The organism is Paenibacillus sp. MT124, assembly GCF_058792755.1.
The window spans coordinates 5,872,583-5,893,025 of the sequence record NZ_CM179500.1; the positions used below are offsets into that span (position 1 = coordinate 5,872,583).

The 20,443-nt window shown below is 46.9% G+C and carries 11 protein-coding genes; all 11 read right to left on the minus strand.

Annotation, left to right across the window (positions count from 1 at the left end; translation table 11 throughout):
* Positions 1-214 precede the first annotated feature (214 nt).
* The 11 genes from AC3RCI_RS26655 to AC3RCI_RS26705 all read right to left on the minus strand — a co-directional run bounded on the left by AC3RCI_RS26655 (position 215) and on the right by AC3RCI_RS26705 (position 20,386).
* Complete coding sequence (locus AC3RCI_RS26655; RefSeq protein ID WP_492526994.1) at positions 215-2,125, minus strand: helicase-related protein; 1,911 nt, start codon at positions 2,123-2,125, stop codon at positions 215-217.
* Between the two features lie 463 nt (positions 2,126-2,588).
* Positions 2,589-2,969: a hypothetical protein gene (locus AC3RCI_RS26660; RefSeq protein ID WP_153980145.1), complete on the minus strand. Its 381-nt coding sequence runs from the start codon at positions 2,967-2,969 to the stop codon at positions 2,589-2,591.
* 333 nt (positions 2,970-3,302) lie between these two features.
* The gene (locus AC3RCI_RS26665) at positions 3,303-4,025 is read right to left on the minus strand and encodes a response regulator transcription factor (protein ID WP_095291355.1); all 723 of its coding nucleotides are present in this window, start codon (positions 4,023-4,025) and stop codon (positions 3,303-3,305) included.
* 4 nt (positions 4,026-4,029) lie between these two features.
* Complete coding sequence (locus AC3RCI_RS26670; RefSeq protein WP_095291353.1) at positions 4,030-5,190, minus strand: sensor histidine kinase; 1,161 nt, start codon at positions 5,188-5,190, stop codon at positions 4,030-4,032.
* A gap of 47 nt (positions 5,191-5,237) precedes the next feature.
* Positions 5,238-7,961, minus strand: a complete 2,724-nt coding sequence (locus AC3RCI_RS26675; protein ID WP_492526995.1) for a stalk domain-containing protein — start codon at positions 7,959-7,961, stop codon at positions 5,238-5,240.
* A gap of 233 nt (positions 7,962-8,194) precedes the next feature.
* Positions 8,195-11,902, minus strand: a complete 3,708-nt coding sequence (locus tag AC3RCI_RS26680) for a SwmB domain-containing protein (RefSeq protein WP_492526996.1) — start codon at positions 11,900-11,902, stop codon at positions 8,195-8,197.
* 182 nt (positions 11,903-12,084) lie between these two features.
* Positions 12,085-13,287, minus strand: coding sequence for a methionine adenosyltransferase (metK, locus tag AC3RCI_RS26685; RefSeq protein ID WP_127537226.1), 1,203 nt, complete (start codon positions 13,285-13,287; stop codon positions 12,085-12,087).
* 255 nt (positions 13,288-13,542) lie between these two features.
* On the minus strand, positions 13,543-13,818 hold the full coding sequence (locus tag AC3RCI_RS26690; RefSeq protein ID WP_492526997.1) for an alpha/beta-type small acid-soluble spore protein: 276 nt from the start codon (positions 13,816-13,818) through the stop codon (positions 13,543-13,545).
* A gap of 137 nt (positions 13,819-13,955) precedes the next feature.
* Positions 13,956-14,513 carry a hypothetical protein gene (locus AC3RCI_RS26695; protein WP_188593806.1) on the minus strand — a complete coding sequence of 186 codons (558 nt, stop codon included), beginning with the start codon at positions 14,511-14,513 and terminating at the stop codon, positions 13,956-13,958.
* Between the two features lie 139 nt (positions 14,514-14,652).
* On the minus strand, positions 14,653-17,241 hold the full coding sequence (locus AC3RCI_RS26700; protein WP_492526998.1) for a hypothetical protein: 2,589 nt from the start codon (positions 17,239-17,241) through the stop codon (positions 14,653-14,655).
* Positions 17,242-17,419: 178 nt separating this feature from the next.
* The gene (locus AC3RCI_RS26705) at positions 17,420-20,386 is read right to left on the minus strand and encodes an S-layer homology domain-containing protein (RefSeq protein ID WP_492526999.1); all 2,967 of its coding nucleotides are present in this window, start codon (positions 20,384-20,386) and stop codon (positions 17,420-17,422) included.
* Positions 20,387-20,443 lie beyond the last annotated feature (57 nt).

The following is a 20,443-nucleotide window of genomic DNA, read 5'->3' on the forward strand; positions in this document are numbered from 1 at the left end:
GGATGGAGCGAATCCAGGGGATCTGCTGAGCGCAGCATGCACAAATCCCCGGGTAGATTGGAGATAGTACGGCACGAGTGCCACATGTCAAGCAGGTTGCCCCAGGCGGGGCAAACAGGTTATGTATGCGATGGGTCAGTTGGTGAAAAAAGTCGGTTATATTGTTAAGCGGATTGAACATAATGCCAGTACCTCCTTAAATGGAGCGGATTTATCATTGGGTCTGCTGGTGCAGATAACCCTTGCGATGGGCGATAGTGTTCATTTTCCGAATCTGTGCCACCGCCTTAACCTGGGAACGGGTGCGCCTAGAGGATGCGAAGACGACTCTGCCGGCGGGATCATCCATGGAACGCCCTGCTCTGCCCGCCATCTGTACCAATGAGGCCTCGTCGAAGAGCCCATTATCTGCATCCAAAATAAAGACATCGCTGCGCGGAATGGTCACTCCCCGCTCCAGAATGGTGGTCGTCACCAACAGACGGATGTCTCGTTCGCGGAATGCCATGACTTTACTCGCCCGGTCCGTATCTTGGGATGATGTCCCTTGGATATGGATTTGGGGAAATATGCGCCGCATCAGGTTAACAAATGCCTCGATCTGGGCAATGCGCGTTACGAATACGAAAACCTGGGCATCACGCTGCAAGGAGGTTTGGATGCTATTCTTCAGAGTAGCGGGAAGACTTCTTTTTTTGATACATTCTGCAACGGTCGGCATCTTGATCAACTGCGGAACGGGCAGTGGATAGCGGTGAAAGCGTACCGGTACCCTCGCATGAGCGAGTTTTCGCTGTGATACTTCTTTTTGCAGCCGGGCTGGCGGGGTAGCCGAGAGATATATGAAATTCCCATCTGGTTTGCAGGAAGCGGCCGCGGCATGAGCGAGCATGGGATCATTGTGATAGGGGAAGGCGTCAAGCTCATCAATGATGACCAGATCGAACCCTTGGTAAAAACGCATCAACTGATGTGTAGTGGCTAGGGTGAGCTGTGCGTCTTTCCAGCGCTCGGTACTGCCCCCGTATAAGGTGGCTAGCGTAACGTCAGGAAAGGCTTTGGCCAAACGTGGCGCAAGCTCCAACACCACGTCTCTACGCGGCGTTGCTACAAGCGCTCTCCCTCCGCGGTCTAGCGTATGCTGGAGCAGCGGGAAGATCATCTCGGTCTTGCCGGCCCCGGTCACGGCCCACAGCAAGAACCGCCCCGGCCCATCCTCAGCGGAGGTGGGCCGGGCCAAATACGCCAGCGCCGCAGAAGCTGCCGCGCTCTGCGCTGCGCTAAGCCCCCACCGGGCGAGCCCGCCGCCGGTGGCAAGAGCGGCCGTGCCCCGCACGGCCGCAGGCGCTGCGCTGCGCAGCAGCAGCGCACAGGCACGGCTGCGCCCCAATGCGAGGCATACCTCGCAGTAGGCGCACGCCGCCAGGCCGCAGGCAGCGCAGGGCACGCGCTGCCTGGCAACGCTGCCGCACCGGCGGCAGCGGGGCGCGCCTTGCGCGCTGAGCCACGCGGGCCGGCGGCGCGTGGGCAGTTCCAGGGCGGCTGTGATGCTCAGCCGCCCGTGCAAGCGCGCGAGCTGCGCAGCCGCGCGCCAGGAGGCCAGCTGCGGGACGGTGTCCGCCAGCAGCGCCTCTGCCTCGGCCGCCAGCAATTGGCGGCCGCGAAGCCGCTCAGCCAGCAGAGCTGCGCCCTGCTCCAGCTGAGCCCACGCATCGGCGGGATAAGCAGCTGGCATCCCGCCAACCCCAGCTCCCCTGAAGGCAGCAGCAATCCCACTTGTCCCAGCCCTACGTTCAGCGGTAAACATCCCCGCTTTTCCCGCCAAGCCTGCATCTTCTTTTCTGGCTGCCTGTTCTCCCGACAGCTTGTCATACTCCTCCACTTTACGGCGCATAAATGCCAGCCAATGTCCCTCATTCCACTGATCCATTCCGCGCTCCGGCTCAAAATGTTCAACCAGCCATGACGCCTGACTCAGCGGCAACGCTTCATCCAACAACAACCAGCTCAGCACCTGCTGATTACACGCGCCTTCCAACCACCAAGTGACATCCACCCGTAGATCCAAGGACAATAGCATGTTCCACCTATCCCTGACTCGGCACACATAGAGCGCAACTCTCATCCAATTCCCTCCTCAAACTGAACTTCCATGAACGCAAAAAAAGCACACGCTTACCCGGCTTTCTGCCGGAGCATGTGCTTCATGTCCTGATTTCATTCAATGTCTTATCTTACTTGTCTTTTCACTATATCAATTGCTCCCGTGCAGGACAAGCATTAGGAATCTAAAATTCATGTTTTAGGCCCATTTTACCAATTTAACGAATACCCCAAATCAATCTCATAAAATGCGAAACTTTTCCCAATCGGTACCGTCTATACTTTTAAGTTAAGATGTACGGTTTCAAATCGCTTCTTACTTCAAACTCGGCAGCTCCACATTCAAACAATAACCATAGATTGCATAAAAACCCATTTTTAATTTAACAGCAGACTTGGCTACAATGAACAAAAAAAGATTACAGCTATGCTGTAATCTTCATGTGGATCTATGGAAAACAATTCGATTCAGGCTTTAACTAAAATTAATGCTCAGGCTCACGCAGATCAATAAGTCGAAACGTACGATCTCCATTTGGTTTCGGACGTTCCATATCGGGTGGTACAGCTGCCAGGTATGAAGGCTCCAACCCCTGCTTGCGCATCAGCTTTTCAATAATCCGAACCGTTTCCGATTCCATACGATCAGCAACAACTGTCAATGTGAAGCTCTTTCCACGGTAAAACAGCTCCCGGCAAAGTGCTCTTACAACGCCTTCGATCCGCTGCTCCTGATTGGAAGGAATGAGCAGAATCTGCTCGAAACCCTCGGGTTCCGGACGAGAAAGATGACGCTGGTGCATGGCATGTACGGCCACTGCCGCCAGGAAGTATATGAGCAGAATCATAGTCAAATGAGCAACCATGGCAACTGCACCTCCTCGGAAGGTCATGCTCACCCATGGCGAACATCCCTGTATACGACAGTATATGCCGTACTCCCGAAAGGGTTACACCTGCACATTCCAGGCGCCATATTTCTTTCTGATGACATTCGGCAAGAAAACGACAGGCCAGGTCATTCATCCACTCATTCATACCAAGCTTGAACAAATTTTCCGCACGATCCAACACTCTGTTCCTATGCAGTAATAAAGTCCATTAACCCGCAGACCAATCCGGGCAATCGGGAAGGGTGCGAGTGAACAGAAATCTATGGTACCATTCTTATTTTATTAACAGGAAATCTTATACTTGTATTAGAGCGTAACCCAACCATACTTGATCGAGTTGATAACGGCTTGTGTACGGTCATCCACTTCCATCTTCTGCAGAATGCTGCTGACATGGTTTTTCACCGTTTTCTCACTGATGAACAGGAATTCACCAATCATTTTGTTACTCTTACCTTCAGCCATCAGACGAAGCACTTCTGCTTCACGACGAGTGAGCGGATTGTTATCACCAGCGACAAATTTAACCCCAGCTTCTTTTGAAGCACCTTCGCTCATCGCACCTGTTTCATTAAGATACGTCATACGCCGCAGCTGCATGATCAGTTTGCCTGTTACTTTAGGGTGAATGAACGCATGCCCCTCATGAACGGAACGAATCGCATTGATTAGGGATTCAGCTTCCATATCCTTCAGCAAGTATCCGTTGGCACCTTTACGCAAAGTCTCAAATACATAACTTTCATCATCATGAATGGATAGAATAATAACTTTAACATCTGGGAACAGCTCACGCAGTTTCTCCGTCGCTTCAACCCCGTTCTCCACAGGCATGTTGATATCCATTAGAACGATATCCGGCTTCTCCTGGTTGCAGAATTCAAGCACCTGAATCCCATCGCCACATTCGCCGATGACCTCAATATCGTCCTCCATGTTCAAAATGCGTTTTAGCCCTTCACGGAACAGCTGATGATCGTCAGCCAAAAGAACTTTAATTGATGTATTACCAGTATCACGGTTTTCCATCCTGCTACTCCTTTCCCTTATCCACGTTTGTCGGGATATGAATCACGATTTTGGTTCCTTGATTTTCTGCGGATTCAATCTCTATTCTGCCTTCCAGCAGTTCAACCCGTTCTCTCATCCCAATCAGACCGAAATGGTTGTGATCCTTGCTCTTCTTCGCAAGAAGCTCCGGTTTGAAGCCAAGCCCATTGTCCTGAACGACAATTTTAACGAGCTGAGCCTGGTATGTAATTTCCACTACAACATGAGTGGGATAAGCATGCTTTGCAGCATTGGACAGACCCTCCTGCACGAGACGGTAGATTGCAGCCTCCATTGCAGAAGACAAGCGGTGTTCCTTGCCTCTTGTTTCAAAAATCGAGCGAATTTTTGTTTTTACTTCAAAATCCTGCACGTATTTCCGAAGCGTTGGAATCAATCCCAGGTCATCCAGTGCCATAGGACGCAAATTGAATATTACTTTTCTCATTTCTTCAAGACTGGAACGAACCTGGCCTTTCAAATCTATTATTTCGGCCTGGACCATCTTAAAATCCTGCTTAATGAGCATTCTTTCTACAATTTCCGTCCTAAGTACTAGATTGGCGAGCATCTGCGCAGGCCCGTCATGTATCTCACGTGCAATGCGCTTCCGCTCTTCTTCCTGGGCCAAAATTATTTTCAAACCAATCATTTGTCGATTCTTGGCGGACTCAATGATCCGGGTCACTTGACCCAGCTCACCTGACAAGTACTCCAGTACGACCCCCATCTGCGAACCAATCGTTTCGGCACGCTCCACAGAAGCCTCCACATTTTTGGCACGCTTCTGCAGGTCATCCCGACGGGCCTTCAGATACATTTCCTTCTCACGATAAATCATCAGGTCCAGCTGCAACTGCGTCGCTTTCTCATACGCCTGCTTGATATCATGCTCGGAATAACGGACGAAGTCACGGCTAACCTCAGTCAGACGGATCCGGGAGCGGCGGTAGTTGAGCTCCAATTGATCTACTTTCTCGATCGTTTCCGCCGTCTCCTTCAGAACCGACTTCAACTCCTCATTTAGAGTTTTTAGCTCCTCACGGGTTGAGTCCATGATTTCGAACATTTGATATTTGCTGTTTTCCATGACTTGTATGGCGTTTTTAATGACGCGGTCTATGGCATCGGCTTGTAAATCCACGTTAGTTCGACTCCATTTCTATCGTTTCCGGTATATATCATACCATATCACGATGAGATGGTAACGGTCTTCGTTTTCTGTTCCCATTTTACAGTCAATCCAAGCTGCTCGGAAACGAGTCGAAGAGGGACTAAAGTCCTACCTCCAGATACATATGGGGCTACTGTTGCGCTCTGTCTTTTTCCATTCAAGATGAATTCTTTCTGTCCCACGACCAGATCAATCAGTTTCCCGCCACGAATAACGGTGATCCGCTGATTTTTGCTATCCCAGCTTGCCTGTCCGCCAAAGGCATCCAGTACATGCTTGATTGGGACATATGTTGTACCATTTTTCAGCACGGGTGCTGCATCAATTGCCTTTTTCGTTCCGTTCACGGTCATCGACTTCTGTCCAAGTACCAGGGAAGCTGTTCCTGTAGGCAGTCCCACTTCACTGGATTTCGATGGCATGGTGAAGGCAATGTTATCAAATGCAACGGTACCTGTCATAGCGCGCTCATCCTGGCCCTCTTCTACATTGACTACATAGACACGTTTCAGCTTGGCTGGATATGCAATGTTCATACCGCTCAGGTCCACGTTCACTTTTTTCCACCCGCTCCAGTCAATGGCCTTCGCAAGATCGGCATACACGGTTTTCCCATTGGCATCCGTAAACTCTGCACGGAGCCAGTTTAGGCTCTTGTCACCCATTACATCCATCGACATGGACGTTGCGGCTGAAGATACTTCTCTGCCTGTTGTCCCGTTCAATTGGGCATAAGCATACATTTTCCCTGTACCTGCAGTCATGTCGTAGCTCAGCTGAAGCACTTTGGAGCCAGCCTTTTCACCTGTACCCGCCGTTACGGCTGCTGAACCAGTTACGCCAGTGGCATTCGTTGTAAAGTTGATTGGATAACTTACATTCTCGAAGTTCTCCCAGGTGGTTTCGCTGTCCGCAGTCGTAAGAACAACGACCGTACTGTAGCCGTCATAACGACCGATTGCATATCCAACCTGTGCTCCTGAATTTACGGAAGATACCGTTAATTGATCGCCAGCCACTTTACCTTTGAAACCGATAAATTCCCATGTCAGCGAATCAGCCGGAACGGTTACACTTTGCCCATTTTTCGTCTTCGCAGTCACTGGGATCGACATGGTCGTTCCCGCTTTCAGCGAGCCAAGACCAGAACCTGCTGTCAGAGAGGACAGCTCGCTTCCACCGAGCACCGTTACTTTAATGGTAGAAGATGCTCCGTTGCTTGTTGCTGTGAGCGTAGCCGTTCCTGGTTTAACACCCTTGATCACACCATTGCTTACGCTGACGATACCATTGTTGCTTGATTTCCAGGTCAGCTTGATGTCTCCGGTCGCAATCGGGTTGTAATACGTGTCATACCCTTTGGCTGAATACTTGCCCTCTTGTCCTACCAGCAGCGTTTGACTGCCACTTACAGCAAAGCCTTTCAGCTTGCCTTCCGGAGCGGTAGAGAATACGCCCAGCGTGTTTACGACCTGACGCTGCTCTGTGCCATATTCTGTATTGAAGGTCAGACTAGCATTTTCTTCCCCGAGCGGACGTGTCACCATGGTGGTAGAGCCGCCGCCGTCCAGGTTCATGCCTTTCCATACGCCGATACTGGTCATGAAGGATTGCAATTCAGTCAGCGACATGCCGCTGCTGTTACTGTTTTTCTCAGCTGCAATAATATATACATATCGACCATCCTGCGAATAACCTACCGCTGTTCTCGCACGAATACCTCCAATGCCGGAAGAGGCGATATCACGGGAGAACGTAGCTGCTTTGCCTCCATTGACAAGGATCGTATGACCACCAATCATCATCTCAAGATTACTCGGATCAACCGATTGTCCCGTTGTTTTGGCTACGAGCTTGTAGTCCGCACTAAGCGTCTGTCCCACGGATAGATGGGTCATGATCCAGGTAGCTGCCGTTCCGTGTGCACGCAAAATGTACCCGTCTTCAGGTACCGTCATGTCCAATGCTTTTTTGTCGGAAATTTGCGTAATAACACCGTTCTGTACCAGTACCTCGGTTGGTGTGGTAGAAGGGTCATTCGGACGTTTGGTTGATGTCCAGGCTGATGTATAAATATACATCGAGTTGGCGTGACTGTATTTGACCGAGCCTGACTCTACCGTATAGTCCTCCTTGTTCATTCCGCGCAGAGCAAACGTTGAACCGTCATCGGCCTTCACCGTACCATCGAAAGAGTATTCGTCGATCATCGGTTTACCATCTTTGGTCACGGTGAGGGCATACATACCCTTCAGTTCCGAAGGTGTGGAGATGAGAACCCCGTCAGAGACCTGTCCACCGATTGGAGCAAGTTCCCCAGATACGTTAAAATAATCACCGTTCACGGCAGCAACTGCACCGTTTTCCTTGGCCATGCCGCCTGTGCTTTGTTTGCTGTTCAAGTTGCCGCCCTTACCTGTCATCACATCGAGTTTCACATAAGGGTTTTGCAGATCTACTTGAATTACGTCTGCTAGCACATTCACTTTCGAACCGGATCTTGTGGTTGTATATTTGTATTTCATGAGCTTCGCGCCGGAAGTCAGAATTTCCTCACTTAACTTGCTTGTACTTGTAGATGCCGCAGCAGCTACCGACTGCCACGTCGTTCCCGACCAGACCTGCTGCCCTGCTCCCAAGACCGGTGCAATCCAGATCACACCTGCCAGTGTCACAATTGCCCATTTCTTCGCCTTGCTGCCCTTCACGTCTTCCAGCGGTTTCCCGTGTTTCCCCAGCATGTTTGAAACGTCTCTCCCATCTTGTATATCAATCTTAGACATCACGTGTCCTGCCGCCAGATGGCAGAGAACAGCCAGATCCCTAGTATACTCTACTATTAATAGACTGCTTTTCGTGGAAAAAGTTACGCCCGCAGCCAACTTTGAGGGTATTCCGCACAAAAAAAGACCCCAAGCATGGCATGGAATTGCCATACTTGAAGTCGCATTGATATATTTATCTACGTTCCAAATTACAAGTAACCCAGTTGATTCAACACTCGCTTCAACATTACTGCAGCTTGTGCACGAGTTGCATTACCTTGAGGTTCAAATGTTCTGGATGTCATCCCCTGGATGATACCCTCCTGAACTGCTTTGGCTACCGAATCCTTGGATTGAATTTTGCTGCTATCCTTGAACTTGGACAATGTTGAAGCCGCTGATGATTGAAGTGATACTGGCTTTCCACCGTAGCTCAACGCACGAACCATCATAATAGCCATCTGCTCACGGGTGATCAGACTATCTGGCTTGAAGGTTCCATCTGTATTCCCCGTAATGATTCCTGCTTCTGCAGCTGCACCAATGTAGGCGCTCGTCAGGTCACCACCGCGAATATCACGGAAGCGACGCGCTGCGGTCTGATCACCTTTCAGTCCCAACCCCTTGGCTACCAACTCGGCAAACTCGGCACGTGTGATTTTCTGATTCGGTCCATAGAATGAACCATTCGTTGTACCAATGATCCACTTGGATGCGAGTTCTTTGATCACTGGGCCAGCCCAGTGGTTGGCCGTATCCTGGTAACTAACAGAATGATTGACCGGAACTACCGTCTGATTACCATTCAACTGTCCTTTGAGAATCACTCCACCAGATGTCGTTGAGAACGTATGTGGTACATTTGCCAAGACCAGCGTTACCGGATCAATATAGGTCAGACCAGAAGTCAATGTAGGTGTATTGGTTGGAAGCTGCATCGACAGTTGACTTTTGATATTCTGCTCGGCTCGTTGGTTTGTATTTCGGTTAAACGCAGAGAGATATACCTCTGTAACATTTCCCAGCTTCTGCGCTCCGGCACTGATTAACATACCGTCTATGGTTCCCGAATTGGACACTGGCACAGTCTCCACTTGCACGTAAAGATAGGAAGCATCAGTACTTGTCGTATTGCCTCCTACACTTTGAAGCAAGCCAGTTACATCAAGATTGGACAGCGGAACCATCCACAAGCGATCTCCGAACTTGACTCCGATGGAGCTTGTTCGATTACTGGAAGCAACCTGAGCAAGAGTATTCAACGGGAATCCAATATATGCAGAAGAGTCACTTCCCGGAATTTCCAATACAACCGGTTGTCCCGTTTTCCCACTGGTCGTGGCGTATTGATAAGCTTGCAAAAGCTTTGCCCCATCTACATTGTATTGCTGCGTGGAACGGTTATTGCGTGACATCGTAGATGTTGCAGTAGCGGTATCGTTGCTCATCACATACAATGCCTGTCCATAGCTCGAAGCATCCAGCTCGGTCAACCATGAAGGACGCCCGTTTGTCTGACTGCCGGTTGAACTTCCACTTTGTTGTAAGGCCAGTGGTCCAAATGCAGCAATCGTATTATTCAACGCATCCCGTAATGGAACAGCCCCTGGCGTATAACTGACTGTACCCGTTTGACCTGCTGTAGCAGCAGTTGAGAGATTTAACGTAACCACTGATCCAGTGATTGAAGCAGAAATTACGTTTGTTGTTGTGCCCCCAAGCTGAATGCTGAACTGGGAAGCCGTAAGAGCTGTTTGAGCCTGGAGTGCATCACGGAAGTTAATATATACCTTATCCCCTTGAAGGGTAGCTGATAGGATCTTTCCATTCCCATAAGTGTACGTTACTGGAGCCAAGTTAACATAACCAGCAGGGTTTCCATTCAGGTCAGTTAAACGCAGTGTACCTGGTACATAAGAAAACGTGACGTTTTGTGTACTGGCTACAGTATTGGCCAGCGTCAAAGTAATCAAATCATCCTCAATTTCCGTATCATTCACATAAACGGCCTTACCATCGACCAGTACGGAGTATTGACTCTTGAGTGGTTTATTCGTCCGACTAAGTGGCTCATTGTATCTGATCCACATGGTCGTGCCGCTCACTTCTGCACTTTTGAATTCAGGCGGCTTCGTATCAATTGTATTACGAACATAGAATCCGCTGAATCCGGCAAGTGCCTGTCCGCGGCTATCTTTTACAGGCCAGGATCCCGGCGCATAAGACACTCGCAAGACTTCACCGTTTTGGATGGAACGACTAAGAGTTAGCGTAACTACCGAACTGTTATACGTTGAAATACTGTTAATCCCGATAGCTGATCCATCTGCCATAACGCTGAATTGTCTCACTGCGTCACTGGAACTGATGTAGACCGTCTCCGGATAGTAAAGTGTGATGGTATTGTTGTAGGCACTGCCTTCACGAGGCTTCGACATAATGGAGTCCAGACTGTTCTCCACATCTCTAGCCGAGAAGGCAGCAGCAGCGTTTAGAGATAAATCCTGAATTTTGCGTGTTCCCGTTCCAGGAGCATACGCAATTCTAACGACCTGACCGACGGCTACCCCCGTATCCAGTACAACATATACACTGTCTCCCGATACATAGGAGGTGCTTACGTTCCGATTTTCCCCATTCACCGTAACCGTGAAGCTGGAAGCAAGCGGATCCAGAGTTGAGAGCAGCTCGTCATATGTCAATCGAATAATTGTATTGCTGTACATTTTTGCAGTCTTGAGTACAGGAGGTGTGGTATCCACCGTTAACGTTCTGAAGGACCAGGATGTCGCTCCATTCAAGCCTGTAAACAAGTTCCCTGATTTATCGCGAAAAACATTCGCTGGAATATCCACAGTATACGTTGTGTTGCTTGTCAAACTCGCTTGTGGAATAATTCGCAGCTGCCTTGGGTTGGAGGTATTGATAACTGTGGTTGAAGCCACAATCCCGCCGTTGGCATTCTTCAAGGTAGCCGATCCTTTATAATTGGTATCCAGCTCGTTGCTGAAGGTTAGGGTAAATTCATTCGTAAGTGATACGCCTGTTGCTCCATTCGAAGGAGACAGGGATGATACGGTTAGTGCAGTTGGATCGGATACAACAGTGAAGCCCCATGTGCTCCGCTGAATAGATCCCGTATCATTGTTCTGATCATCGCGCAGGAATCCTTCCGGTATATCTATGTACATCGTACTGTTACTGGTCCAGTTTTGGGCCGGGTCAATCGTCACCGTAGTTCTAGCTGCATTAAAAGTAAGCTGCGATGAATTGGCATCGATTTCCTCCACCACTGTACTTCCCTGATAGATTCTCAGTTTGCCTGCTCCCTTGTTCACTGCACGGTCAAAGGTCAGCTGAATATTGGCCGAAGGCGATACATTCGTTGCTGCATTAGCAGGAAACTGTCCTGTTAATCGCGCTGAACTGACTCCCGCTGTGCGAAATGTCCATTCCTTGTTCAATCCACCGAACAGCTGTCCATCGGCATATTCAAATGATTGGTTGCCCACTGTGACATAAAAGGTGCCCCCTGGCAGCGGTGTTGGCAGCTGAATTCGCACGACTTTTCCCAGATTAGGATCTACTGTTGAATCAACTGGATTAACCGTTACAGCTTCACTGTTTACGAGAACCTCTGTAACCACAGAGTCATCCTGAATTCTGCGTATCGAGATTTTATCCGTAGTATCTGCTACTTTTTTGACAGGTTTAATAAACTCCATCATCAGCGGCACAGTGCCATCTGCCTGTGTTGCGTTTAGTGTCGGTGCTGTTGCATTAATTCCATTTGTCGTAAGGTCGTCAGCTGCATACGCAGATTCCAATCCTGTCCATCCGGTTAACCCACCTTGTATAACTAACATCATAATCATCAGGCTAATGAATCCCTTACGGGCCATTTTTTTCACAAACACCCATCCTTCCTCCTATCAACCCATTTTCCTATTGTCTGATATACAGACCTCTTTATTTATGTCGGTCACCGGAGGAATTTTGTTTAATAGAATGGAAATAAAAGGTGTTATTTTATCATTGTACGCAAAAAAGCCCCTGATTCCTGATCGGAACCAAAGGCTTTGATCTATCGCAATGAAACTTACAGACCCGCTTGAGCTTTCAAAGCATCCGCTTTGTCCACTTGCTCCCAAGGTACATCCAAGTCTGTACGGCCGAAGTGACCGTAAGCAGCCGTTTGTTTGTAAATTGGGCGACGCAGATCCAGCATACGGATGATGCCAGCTGGACGCAGATCGAAGTTGTTACGTACCAACTCAACCAGCTTCTCTTCGCTGACTTTGCCAGTTCCGTATGTATCCACGTTGATCGATACCGGGTTGGCTACACCAATCGCATAAGCGAGCTGGATTTCCACTTTGTCTGCAAGACCTGCAGCAACGAGGTTTTTCGCTACGTAGCGAGCCGCATAAGCAGCGGAACGGTCTACTTTTGTTGGATCTTTACCGGAGAAAGCACCACCACCGTGACGTGCATAACCGCCATAAGTATCTACGATGATTTTACGTCCAGTCAGGCCTGCATCTCCTTGAGGTCCGCCAATAACGAAACGTCCTGTTGGGTTGATGAAATATTTAGTCTGCTCATCCAGCAATTCAGCTGGAACGACAGGCAGAATAACTTGTTCTTTAATGTCTTTTTGAATCTGCTCAAGGGTAATCTCTTCAGCGTGCTGAGTGGATACCACAATTGTATCGACACGAACGACTTTGTCACCGTCGTATTCGATCGTTACTTGAGTTTTACCGTCCGGACGGAGGTAATCCAATGTACCGTTTTTACGTACCTCAGCGAGGCGGCGTGCGATACGGTGGGACAATGCGATTGGCAATGGCATGAGTTCTGGTGTTTCATTCGTTGCAAACCCGAACATCAGACCTTGGTCACCCGCACCGATGTTTTCTGTTTCGCGAGCGACTTGAGCCGGATCACGGTTCTCCAGTGCTGCGTTAACTCCTTGCGCGATATCCGCAGACTGCTCATTCAGAGAAGTCAGAACGGCACAAGTGTTATAGTCAAAACCATATTTGGCACGTGTGTACCCGATTTCCTTAACCGTGTTACGTACAATGGCCGGAATGTCTACGTATTCAGAAGCTGAACTGATTTCACCGATGACAAGCACTAAGCCTGTAGCCACGGAAACTTCGCACGCTACGCGAGCGTTTGGATCATTCGCCAGAAACGCGTCCAATACGGCGTCCGAGATCTGGTCGCAAATCTTATCCGGATGTCCTTCGGTTACAGACTCCGATGTGAATAGATGTCGGCCTTTAACAGACATGAAGTTTCAACCTCCCATAACTAGTAGTATGGCGATTGCCCGAACAAAACATTTACGGTGATTCGTTCACTGTACCCTCGAAAGCTTTCCGGGCGGAATAAGGACGCAGGGTCCGCAGTTACGAAGATAAGGATTTTTCAGGTAATTGCCTTAACAAAAAATCAACCTTTTCCTCCTGGAAAAGGTTGCATACCTCAAATGCCATCTTATCGCATTTGTCAAGCCGTGTCAAACCAAGTGGGATAAGGAAAAACCCTATAATAACTGCTTTTCTGCCTGACGAATCAGCCTTTTCGTGATCTCGCCACCAACCGATCCGTTCTCACGGGAAGTCAGATGGCCCCAACCTTTGTATTGACCATAGGAATGATCACTCACTGCGCCAAACTCAGAACCAAACTCAGTATCAGCACCAGCAAGGGCACTTTGACCATACCCTACATTCAGACCAAATTCGGCAGCAATCTCATATTTCATCTGATCCAGCATCTGACGACTTTCCGGTACCACTCTGCGGTTACTTCTAGCCATGATTCCTGCACCTCCGTTAATTGGTTTTGTACAATTATAGAGTGAGCAGGAACCCTCATGCCTAGCCGTATAAATGTTTGTTAGAACTGGTTAATCTACACAAATGAAATGAATAAAAATGCGAATAAATGCTTAACCTATTTCAAAGAATATCCGCCGCGAACCATAACTGTCAGGCTGTACTTATTACCATCCAATACCGTAATACCACGTCCATCCCTTGGAAAAGAGAGCAGGTGATTGGTCGGCGCAGCCTGTCCATTCGTCAGGTCAACCCCGTCCGTCAGATCAGCTACACCGTTCGTACCTTCACTGACGATCACAGCCTTGCCGCTGCGTACAATGAACTCCGCGCCAGAAGCACCGATCAGCTGTTGACCCGGCTTCACGGTAACGATCTCTACCGCATCAGATGCTCCGGATACCACCGGTGGAAGCGAGGTGTCACCACCTGTACTGCCTGTCCCGGTAGATCCGCTATTATTGCCTGCGGAGCTTCCCGATCCGGCATTAGTACCTCCGTTTAAGGCCTTTTGAATCTGTTGATCTACATAGCTCTTCGTCACAACCGGATCATCGGCTGTGCCTGGTTGAATGGTTCCTGCACCGATAGCTGTATTGCTGTATACAGACCCAACCCACACGCCAACACCAATAGCCAGCGCAGCCAGGGATACTTTCATATAAGGTTTCATTGCTTTGTTTCCTCCTCTGGTAATCTATCTATTATTTACTATAGAGAAAAATACCCAGTGCGACAAGCAAAACCTCGTTCCCGTAGATTTGGAAACGAGGTTTTCTAGTAGCATTATTACGAGATAAATGGTTCGGAGCTTACCTAAAATCTTCTGGTTCTTCCTTTGGTAGCTTGGTCAGATCGTATCCATATCCCTGTTCAGCTAGGCGAATACGCTGTCCTTGGAATTGGTCGTATACGGTTAAGCGATACGAACCACCACGCAATTTCTCGAAGAAGCTGTCTTCTATACCCCAGCTTAACGTTTGATTGGTACCAGCCTTCAGATCCGTTCCTATGGCCAGCTCTTTCTCAAATGTTTTACCAGCCTGATCAGTTAATGTAAGAATGAGTTTGTGTTCATTCTCACCCATCTCAATCTCTTCGTTACGCGACAAACTGTAATTCATCTCAACCTGAACTGACGAACTGCCTGCCAGATATGCACGCACACTGTTCGCAGTGAATGTATATGGATACAGATCAATATTCGTTAATGTGCCCAATACATTAATGGACGTTGGGGGCACTTCAAAGGCCAGTGCATTCACATAGGCAGTTGCCTCTCCTTCACCCGTAACAAACTTGCTATCCGCAATGCCCTCTCCTACGATCAGACGCATATCCGAGAAAGTGCCTGATTTCGGAACCTTGGCCCAGAACGTAACAATCGACTTTTGCCCAGGTCCAGGTAATCGTTCAGATTGTTTGGCGGTTGCTCGGTAATATTGACCGTCCGAGGTTTTGAAGTATCCGACCAGCTTGCCAAGACCACTCTGACGGAGTGATTTATTGGTCATCTCGAATTCGGTATACACAATATCTGATGATGTGCCCGGATAACGAATGGTTCTTCGCACGCCCATCTCCGTCTCTTTATCCGCTGTACCGGACGTATATGTCTTACCTTTGCCTACATAAGAAATCGGCTGAATTAGCCCTGATGTATTCAACGTAATCCATTCATTTGTTTCTTCTTCGCTAACTTTCTCAATTAAACTTACTTCCAGGCGGCTCATACGAAGCTCAGAAGGAATCTTGGTTAACAGATAGGCTTCCGTCGTCATACCCGCTCCCAACAATTTGCCGCTCTGCGTATAGATTAGCTTCTTATCTCCATCAATTTGAGCGGAGTCAATAGTAAACATGGCTTCCAGCTCAGGTAGCTGTACTGTTTTGGTACCTGCATTACGGATGGTTACTTTGGCTGCGACAATGTCACTGTCCAACCAAGGCAGACGCTGTAAAGACCCTAGAGAAACACCAAAGGTTCCTTTATTGTTTTTGATTACACTTTCTGTAGTTAACCCATCACCACTTGAAACAGCTTGTGGGATGGCATAAACACCAACAGGGTAGGAAAATTCAAAGCTATTAGATGGAGTCGTTGATTCCGTGCCTTCACTTTTATTCATCGGACTCATCGCATACAGCTTGATTTTGCTCGTATCTCCGTCTCCCTGCAGACTCGTATTAAGCTTTATCGTTTTAATATCTCCAGGATTTAGCTTCAGAGCATCCAATGCTTTTGTTTCTATTGGATATACTGTTCCATCTGCGGTACGGACCTCAAAAGTATATGTTGGTACGTTGATCGCTTTCTTACCTTCATTCTTAAGCATCAGCTGCATGTTGAGATCGTATGCTCCATCATCTACTCGGACCTTGGCCGACTCTAGAAGTGTGGACAACCGTTGTCCTTCAACCGATATGATATTCGGCTGATTCGCAGCCACCTCCACGTTCGTTTTACTGGCTTCTGGCAGTTGTAATGCAGCTACAGGTAATACCGTTTTCTCCTCACCCTGTTCTTCAACTAAAAGGAGTTCGGATTTTTGCAGTTTAACCGAAGTTGGTAGTGATGCCATCAAGCTGAGAGCCTTATTGGCCTGCGCCTGAATGCTCACGCTTGTACTATCCTTATCTGGAGTAAGCGGATAATTGGTTCCGCTCGGTGTACGCAAAATCCACTTGATGTTCGGGTTTTCAAGTAATTTGTAACTAATATTGTTTAAATTCACACCAATTTTCACATACTGATTCTTATCTTCCCCTGGGAATACCTTAATACCGGCGACCTTTACCTTTACAGCTGAGTCACTAAGTCGAACGGTTTTCGTTTTCCCTACGGGTGTCGTAATACTATAGGAAGCGGGCACATTAAACTTACCCAGCGTTCGTTCATAGTTCGCTTGACTGAAATCCCATTTAACGATCAGAAAGTTCAGATCGCTCAGCTTTACTTCGCGTCCAACTTTCATAACGTACGTCAGATCTACGGTGGATCCAGGGGCAACGGTTTTCTTCTCCTGATCCTTCGCAATCAGTTTAGGTGAGAAGAGCGTTCCGCCTTTCGATTTCACTTTGCTCCAGTAATCCAGCATTACCATTGGCGTGCTGTCATTATTTTTGTAAGTCAATGTATACGTAACCGCGTTACCATCATCCTGAGACAGAATGTTCACATCCGTTAATTTCACGGTGCTGCGTGAGGTAACTTTAACAGGAGATAAGTTACTTAGTGTATGTACAACCTTGTTCGTTGTTGTTGCTTTCTTCGTTGAGGTGCTGTTTGAACTGTTGGCTGCTGTTTTATTGGTTGTACTCGCGGCCATCGCAATCCCAGCGGTTGAGCTAATCAACACGGCGCTTGCGAGCAAACTTACAAACATTTTTCTTCGATTCACATCCAAACCTCCCATAAGTTGCTTGTTGCACTTATAGTATAAACGTTTAATAAGGAGAGAAAGTTACGATGTTGTTGCTAAGATTAATTAGATCCATTCTTTAAACAACCCTTTAAACAAACATGGAAAACAAAGAAAAACAGAGGGCTATATGCCCTCTGTCTCTTGAAAAAGATAATTATGGAGTTACTGTTGTAGCTGTAAATTTAGTAGTAGTTTCTCCAGCGGAATCAGGGATAACATTTCCACCTTTATCTTTAACATATTGCGCACCCTTAACTTCAACACGGTAGTTAGAATCAACAGTTCTGCCTGCATCATCTGTCAAAGTGATTACTACTGTGTTATCAGTTACAGCAACGGAATACTCTGTACGAGCATCAAGAGTTTCGTAATCGAACACTCTAATTACTTTAAAGTCAGCAGCATTCAAGTTACCACCAGCATCAACCAAATCTTCTGAGTAAGTCAATGTGATTGTTTTAGCTGTGTCATTAACTTTGTAAGACTCAGCAGTAACAAGGTTAGGAGCCAAAGAATCGATCAGGTTTGCAGTATTGACTGTCAGAAGAGTCGAACCAATTGCTGGAGATCCAGCAGTAGTAATCAACTTAGTTGGATCAACTTTCAGATCCAGACCAGCTGCATCAGTTTTAAGGTCATTGTTAAATTTAACTGTGACAACTGAAGTTCCGTTAGTTTCAACGCTAGCAACTTGTTGTACACCATCTACTTCGTAAGAGAATGCACCTGCATAAGCATCAGTGATTCCTGCGCTCAGCTTAACTTTAACAGTTCTTGCATCTACAAGTTCTGCATTTTTCGTAGGGTTAGAGCTGTTATATGCTACTAACTCCAAGTTTTTGTTCACATTATCAACGAGATCAACTTTGTTACCTGCACTAGTTGTGAATTCTTTCAACGGGTTACCAGCGGCATCTTTAACTGCAAGGATTGTCAAAGATTTCACAGAACCATTAGTGAAGGATACTGTTTTGCCATTGAAAGTTTCTGCGAACTTGATTGCTACAGCAGATCCATCTTGCAGTACAGTAATATCAGCGATGTTAGCAGTCAGAACGCGAGTTGTTCCTTCTACTTCAACCAAATAGTTATTGTAGTCAGCCAAAGATGCTGGATCCATTTTTTCGCTGAAAGTGATAACTACACGGCGATCAGTAGCACTAGCAACTTGGGAATCAATAGTTGGAGCTGTAGTATCACCTACAGTTACAGCACCGCTGTAATCCAACATTGTGTTTTCCAATTTAGTAGCATCTTTGATGTTTTTAATAACAATGTTATTGTTACCAGCGGACAAGTTAGTGTACAGGGTTACCAGTACAGTTTTGTTGCTGGAATCAGCAGGATCAAGTTTAGCGCTTTGAACAGAGATTACTTTACCATCTTTATCAGTTACAGTGTAGTTGCTAGTCACTGCTGCGGAAGCAGAAGTTACAGCTTTATTGAAAGTAACTTTGATAGTTTTTTCATTTGTGGATGTTACTTTTGTTACTTCTGGACGAGTTTGATCGATTGAAGGGGATACCACAACAGATGTTCCACTCGCGATTTGGTTACCAGAGTAATCTTTAACTGCATCTACATATACTACTACGGAACCTGTTGGCAAAGATTTGTCTTGAGTACCAAAGTAGAATTTGTATTTGTTGTCAGCCAAAGCTTCGTAGCTATTTGCTGCTTTCTTGTCATTTCCGGATTTCCAGTAAACGTTGGAAGCCGAAATTGTAGATACATCTACATCTTCAGAGAAAGTCAAAGTGACACTTTCCAAAGTAGCTTCAGCAGATGCTACTGTTGGAGCTGTAGTATCTTCTACAACTGTAAAGTCTACAGTTTTAGACAAAGATACAAATGCAGCGAAATCTTTAACACCAGAGATTGTCAGTTTGTGGTCACCAACCGCCAGTGAAGAAGTGCTGTATGGAGTCAAGATTACAGAACGGTTGTTAGCACCTACGTCTACTTTACCGAAGTATTCTTTTCCATCCAGGTTGAAGTTGGATTGTCTCAAGTCAGTAACTGGCTCAGAGAATACAACTTTAACGGATTTAGTACCCAAAGATTTAACGGATTCAACTTCTGGCAATTGGTTGTCAGAAACATTGAATTCTACATTGGAAGCACTAACTGTTTTGTCCCCAGCTTTAACATTAGAAACTGTTACAGCTTCTGTTTTGTTGTTAGTAAGGGATCCTTCAAGGTAAAGAGTAGCCGTTTTAGCATCTTCGGAAAGAGCTACGGATTTGATCACTTTACCAGATTTCAAAGAATAGTTAACTTTATCAGTTGCAGTATCTTCGTCTACTTTACCATCGAAAGTAACAATAACTTCTTTAAGGTTAGAAGCTGTTACACTTTCAACTTTAGTAGCTGATGTTACTACATAAGTAACTTTCTCAGTGAACTCTTTATCTTTGTAAGTGAATTTTACTTCAGTTTCTTTGTTAGCTTCGAGAGCTTTATCCAAAGTTACTTTTACAGTTTCTCCGTCGCTGATTTTAAACTCAACTACTTTACCAGCTTCAGATACTGTGTAAGATTCTACTTTCAAGCTTTGAGCTTGATCGATGGAGTAAGCTGCACCTACCAACAATTCGCGGGAAGCGTTAGCGCTGAAGTTAGCGTTAGCGTCGATCAGACCAGCATTGATCGCTGCTTGAACATAACCTTTAGCCCATGCTGCTGCGTTGTTGTTAGTTTCAGTTGGGATTTCCAGATCCAGTGCACGAGTCAGGATTGTAGCCATCTCAGCGATAGTTACTTTACCGTTGAAGTCGAAGATTTTCTTCTCAACGTTTTTACCTTCCATGATGCCTGCAGCTGTTACCGCTTCAATGTAAGGAGCAGCCCAGTTTTTAGCGTTGTAGTTTTTGTCGTTGTAAGAGTACACACCAGTGATCTCTTTCAAACCGAGCAATTTAGTGATAACTTTTGCGAACTCAGCGCGAGTCATCTCTTTGTCCAGACCAGCTGTGCCATCTGGGTAACCATTGAAGATACCTTTAGCTTTCAATGCATCAAATTGTTGTTGTGGTGTAACTGCTGTATCACCGAATGCTACAGATGCAAACATCGAGAATGCCATTGCTGTAGACAAAGCGACGGATAAAATTTTCTTCATAACCTTTTTTTCTCCTCCTTGGGCGTTCATAACATGGGAATTTTCTTTAATAGGGTC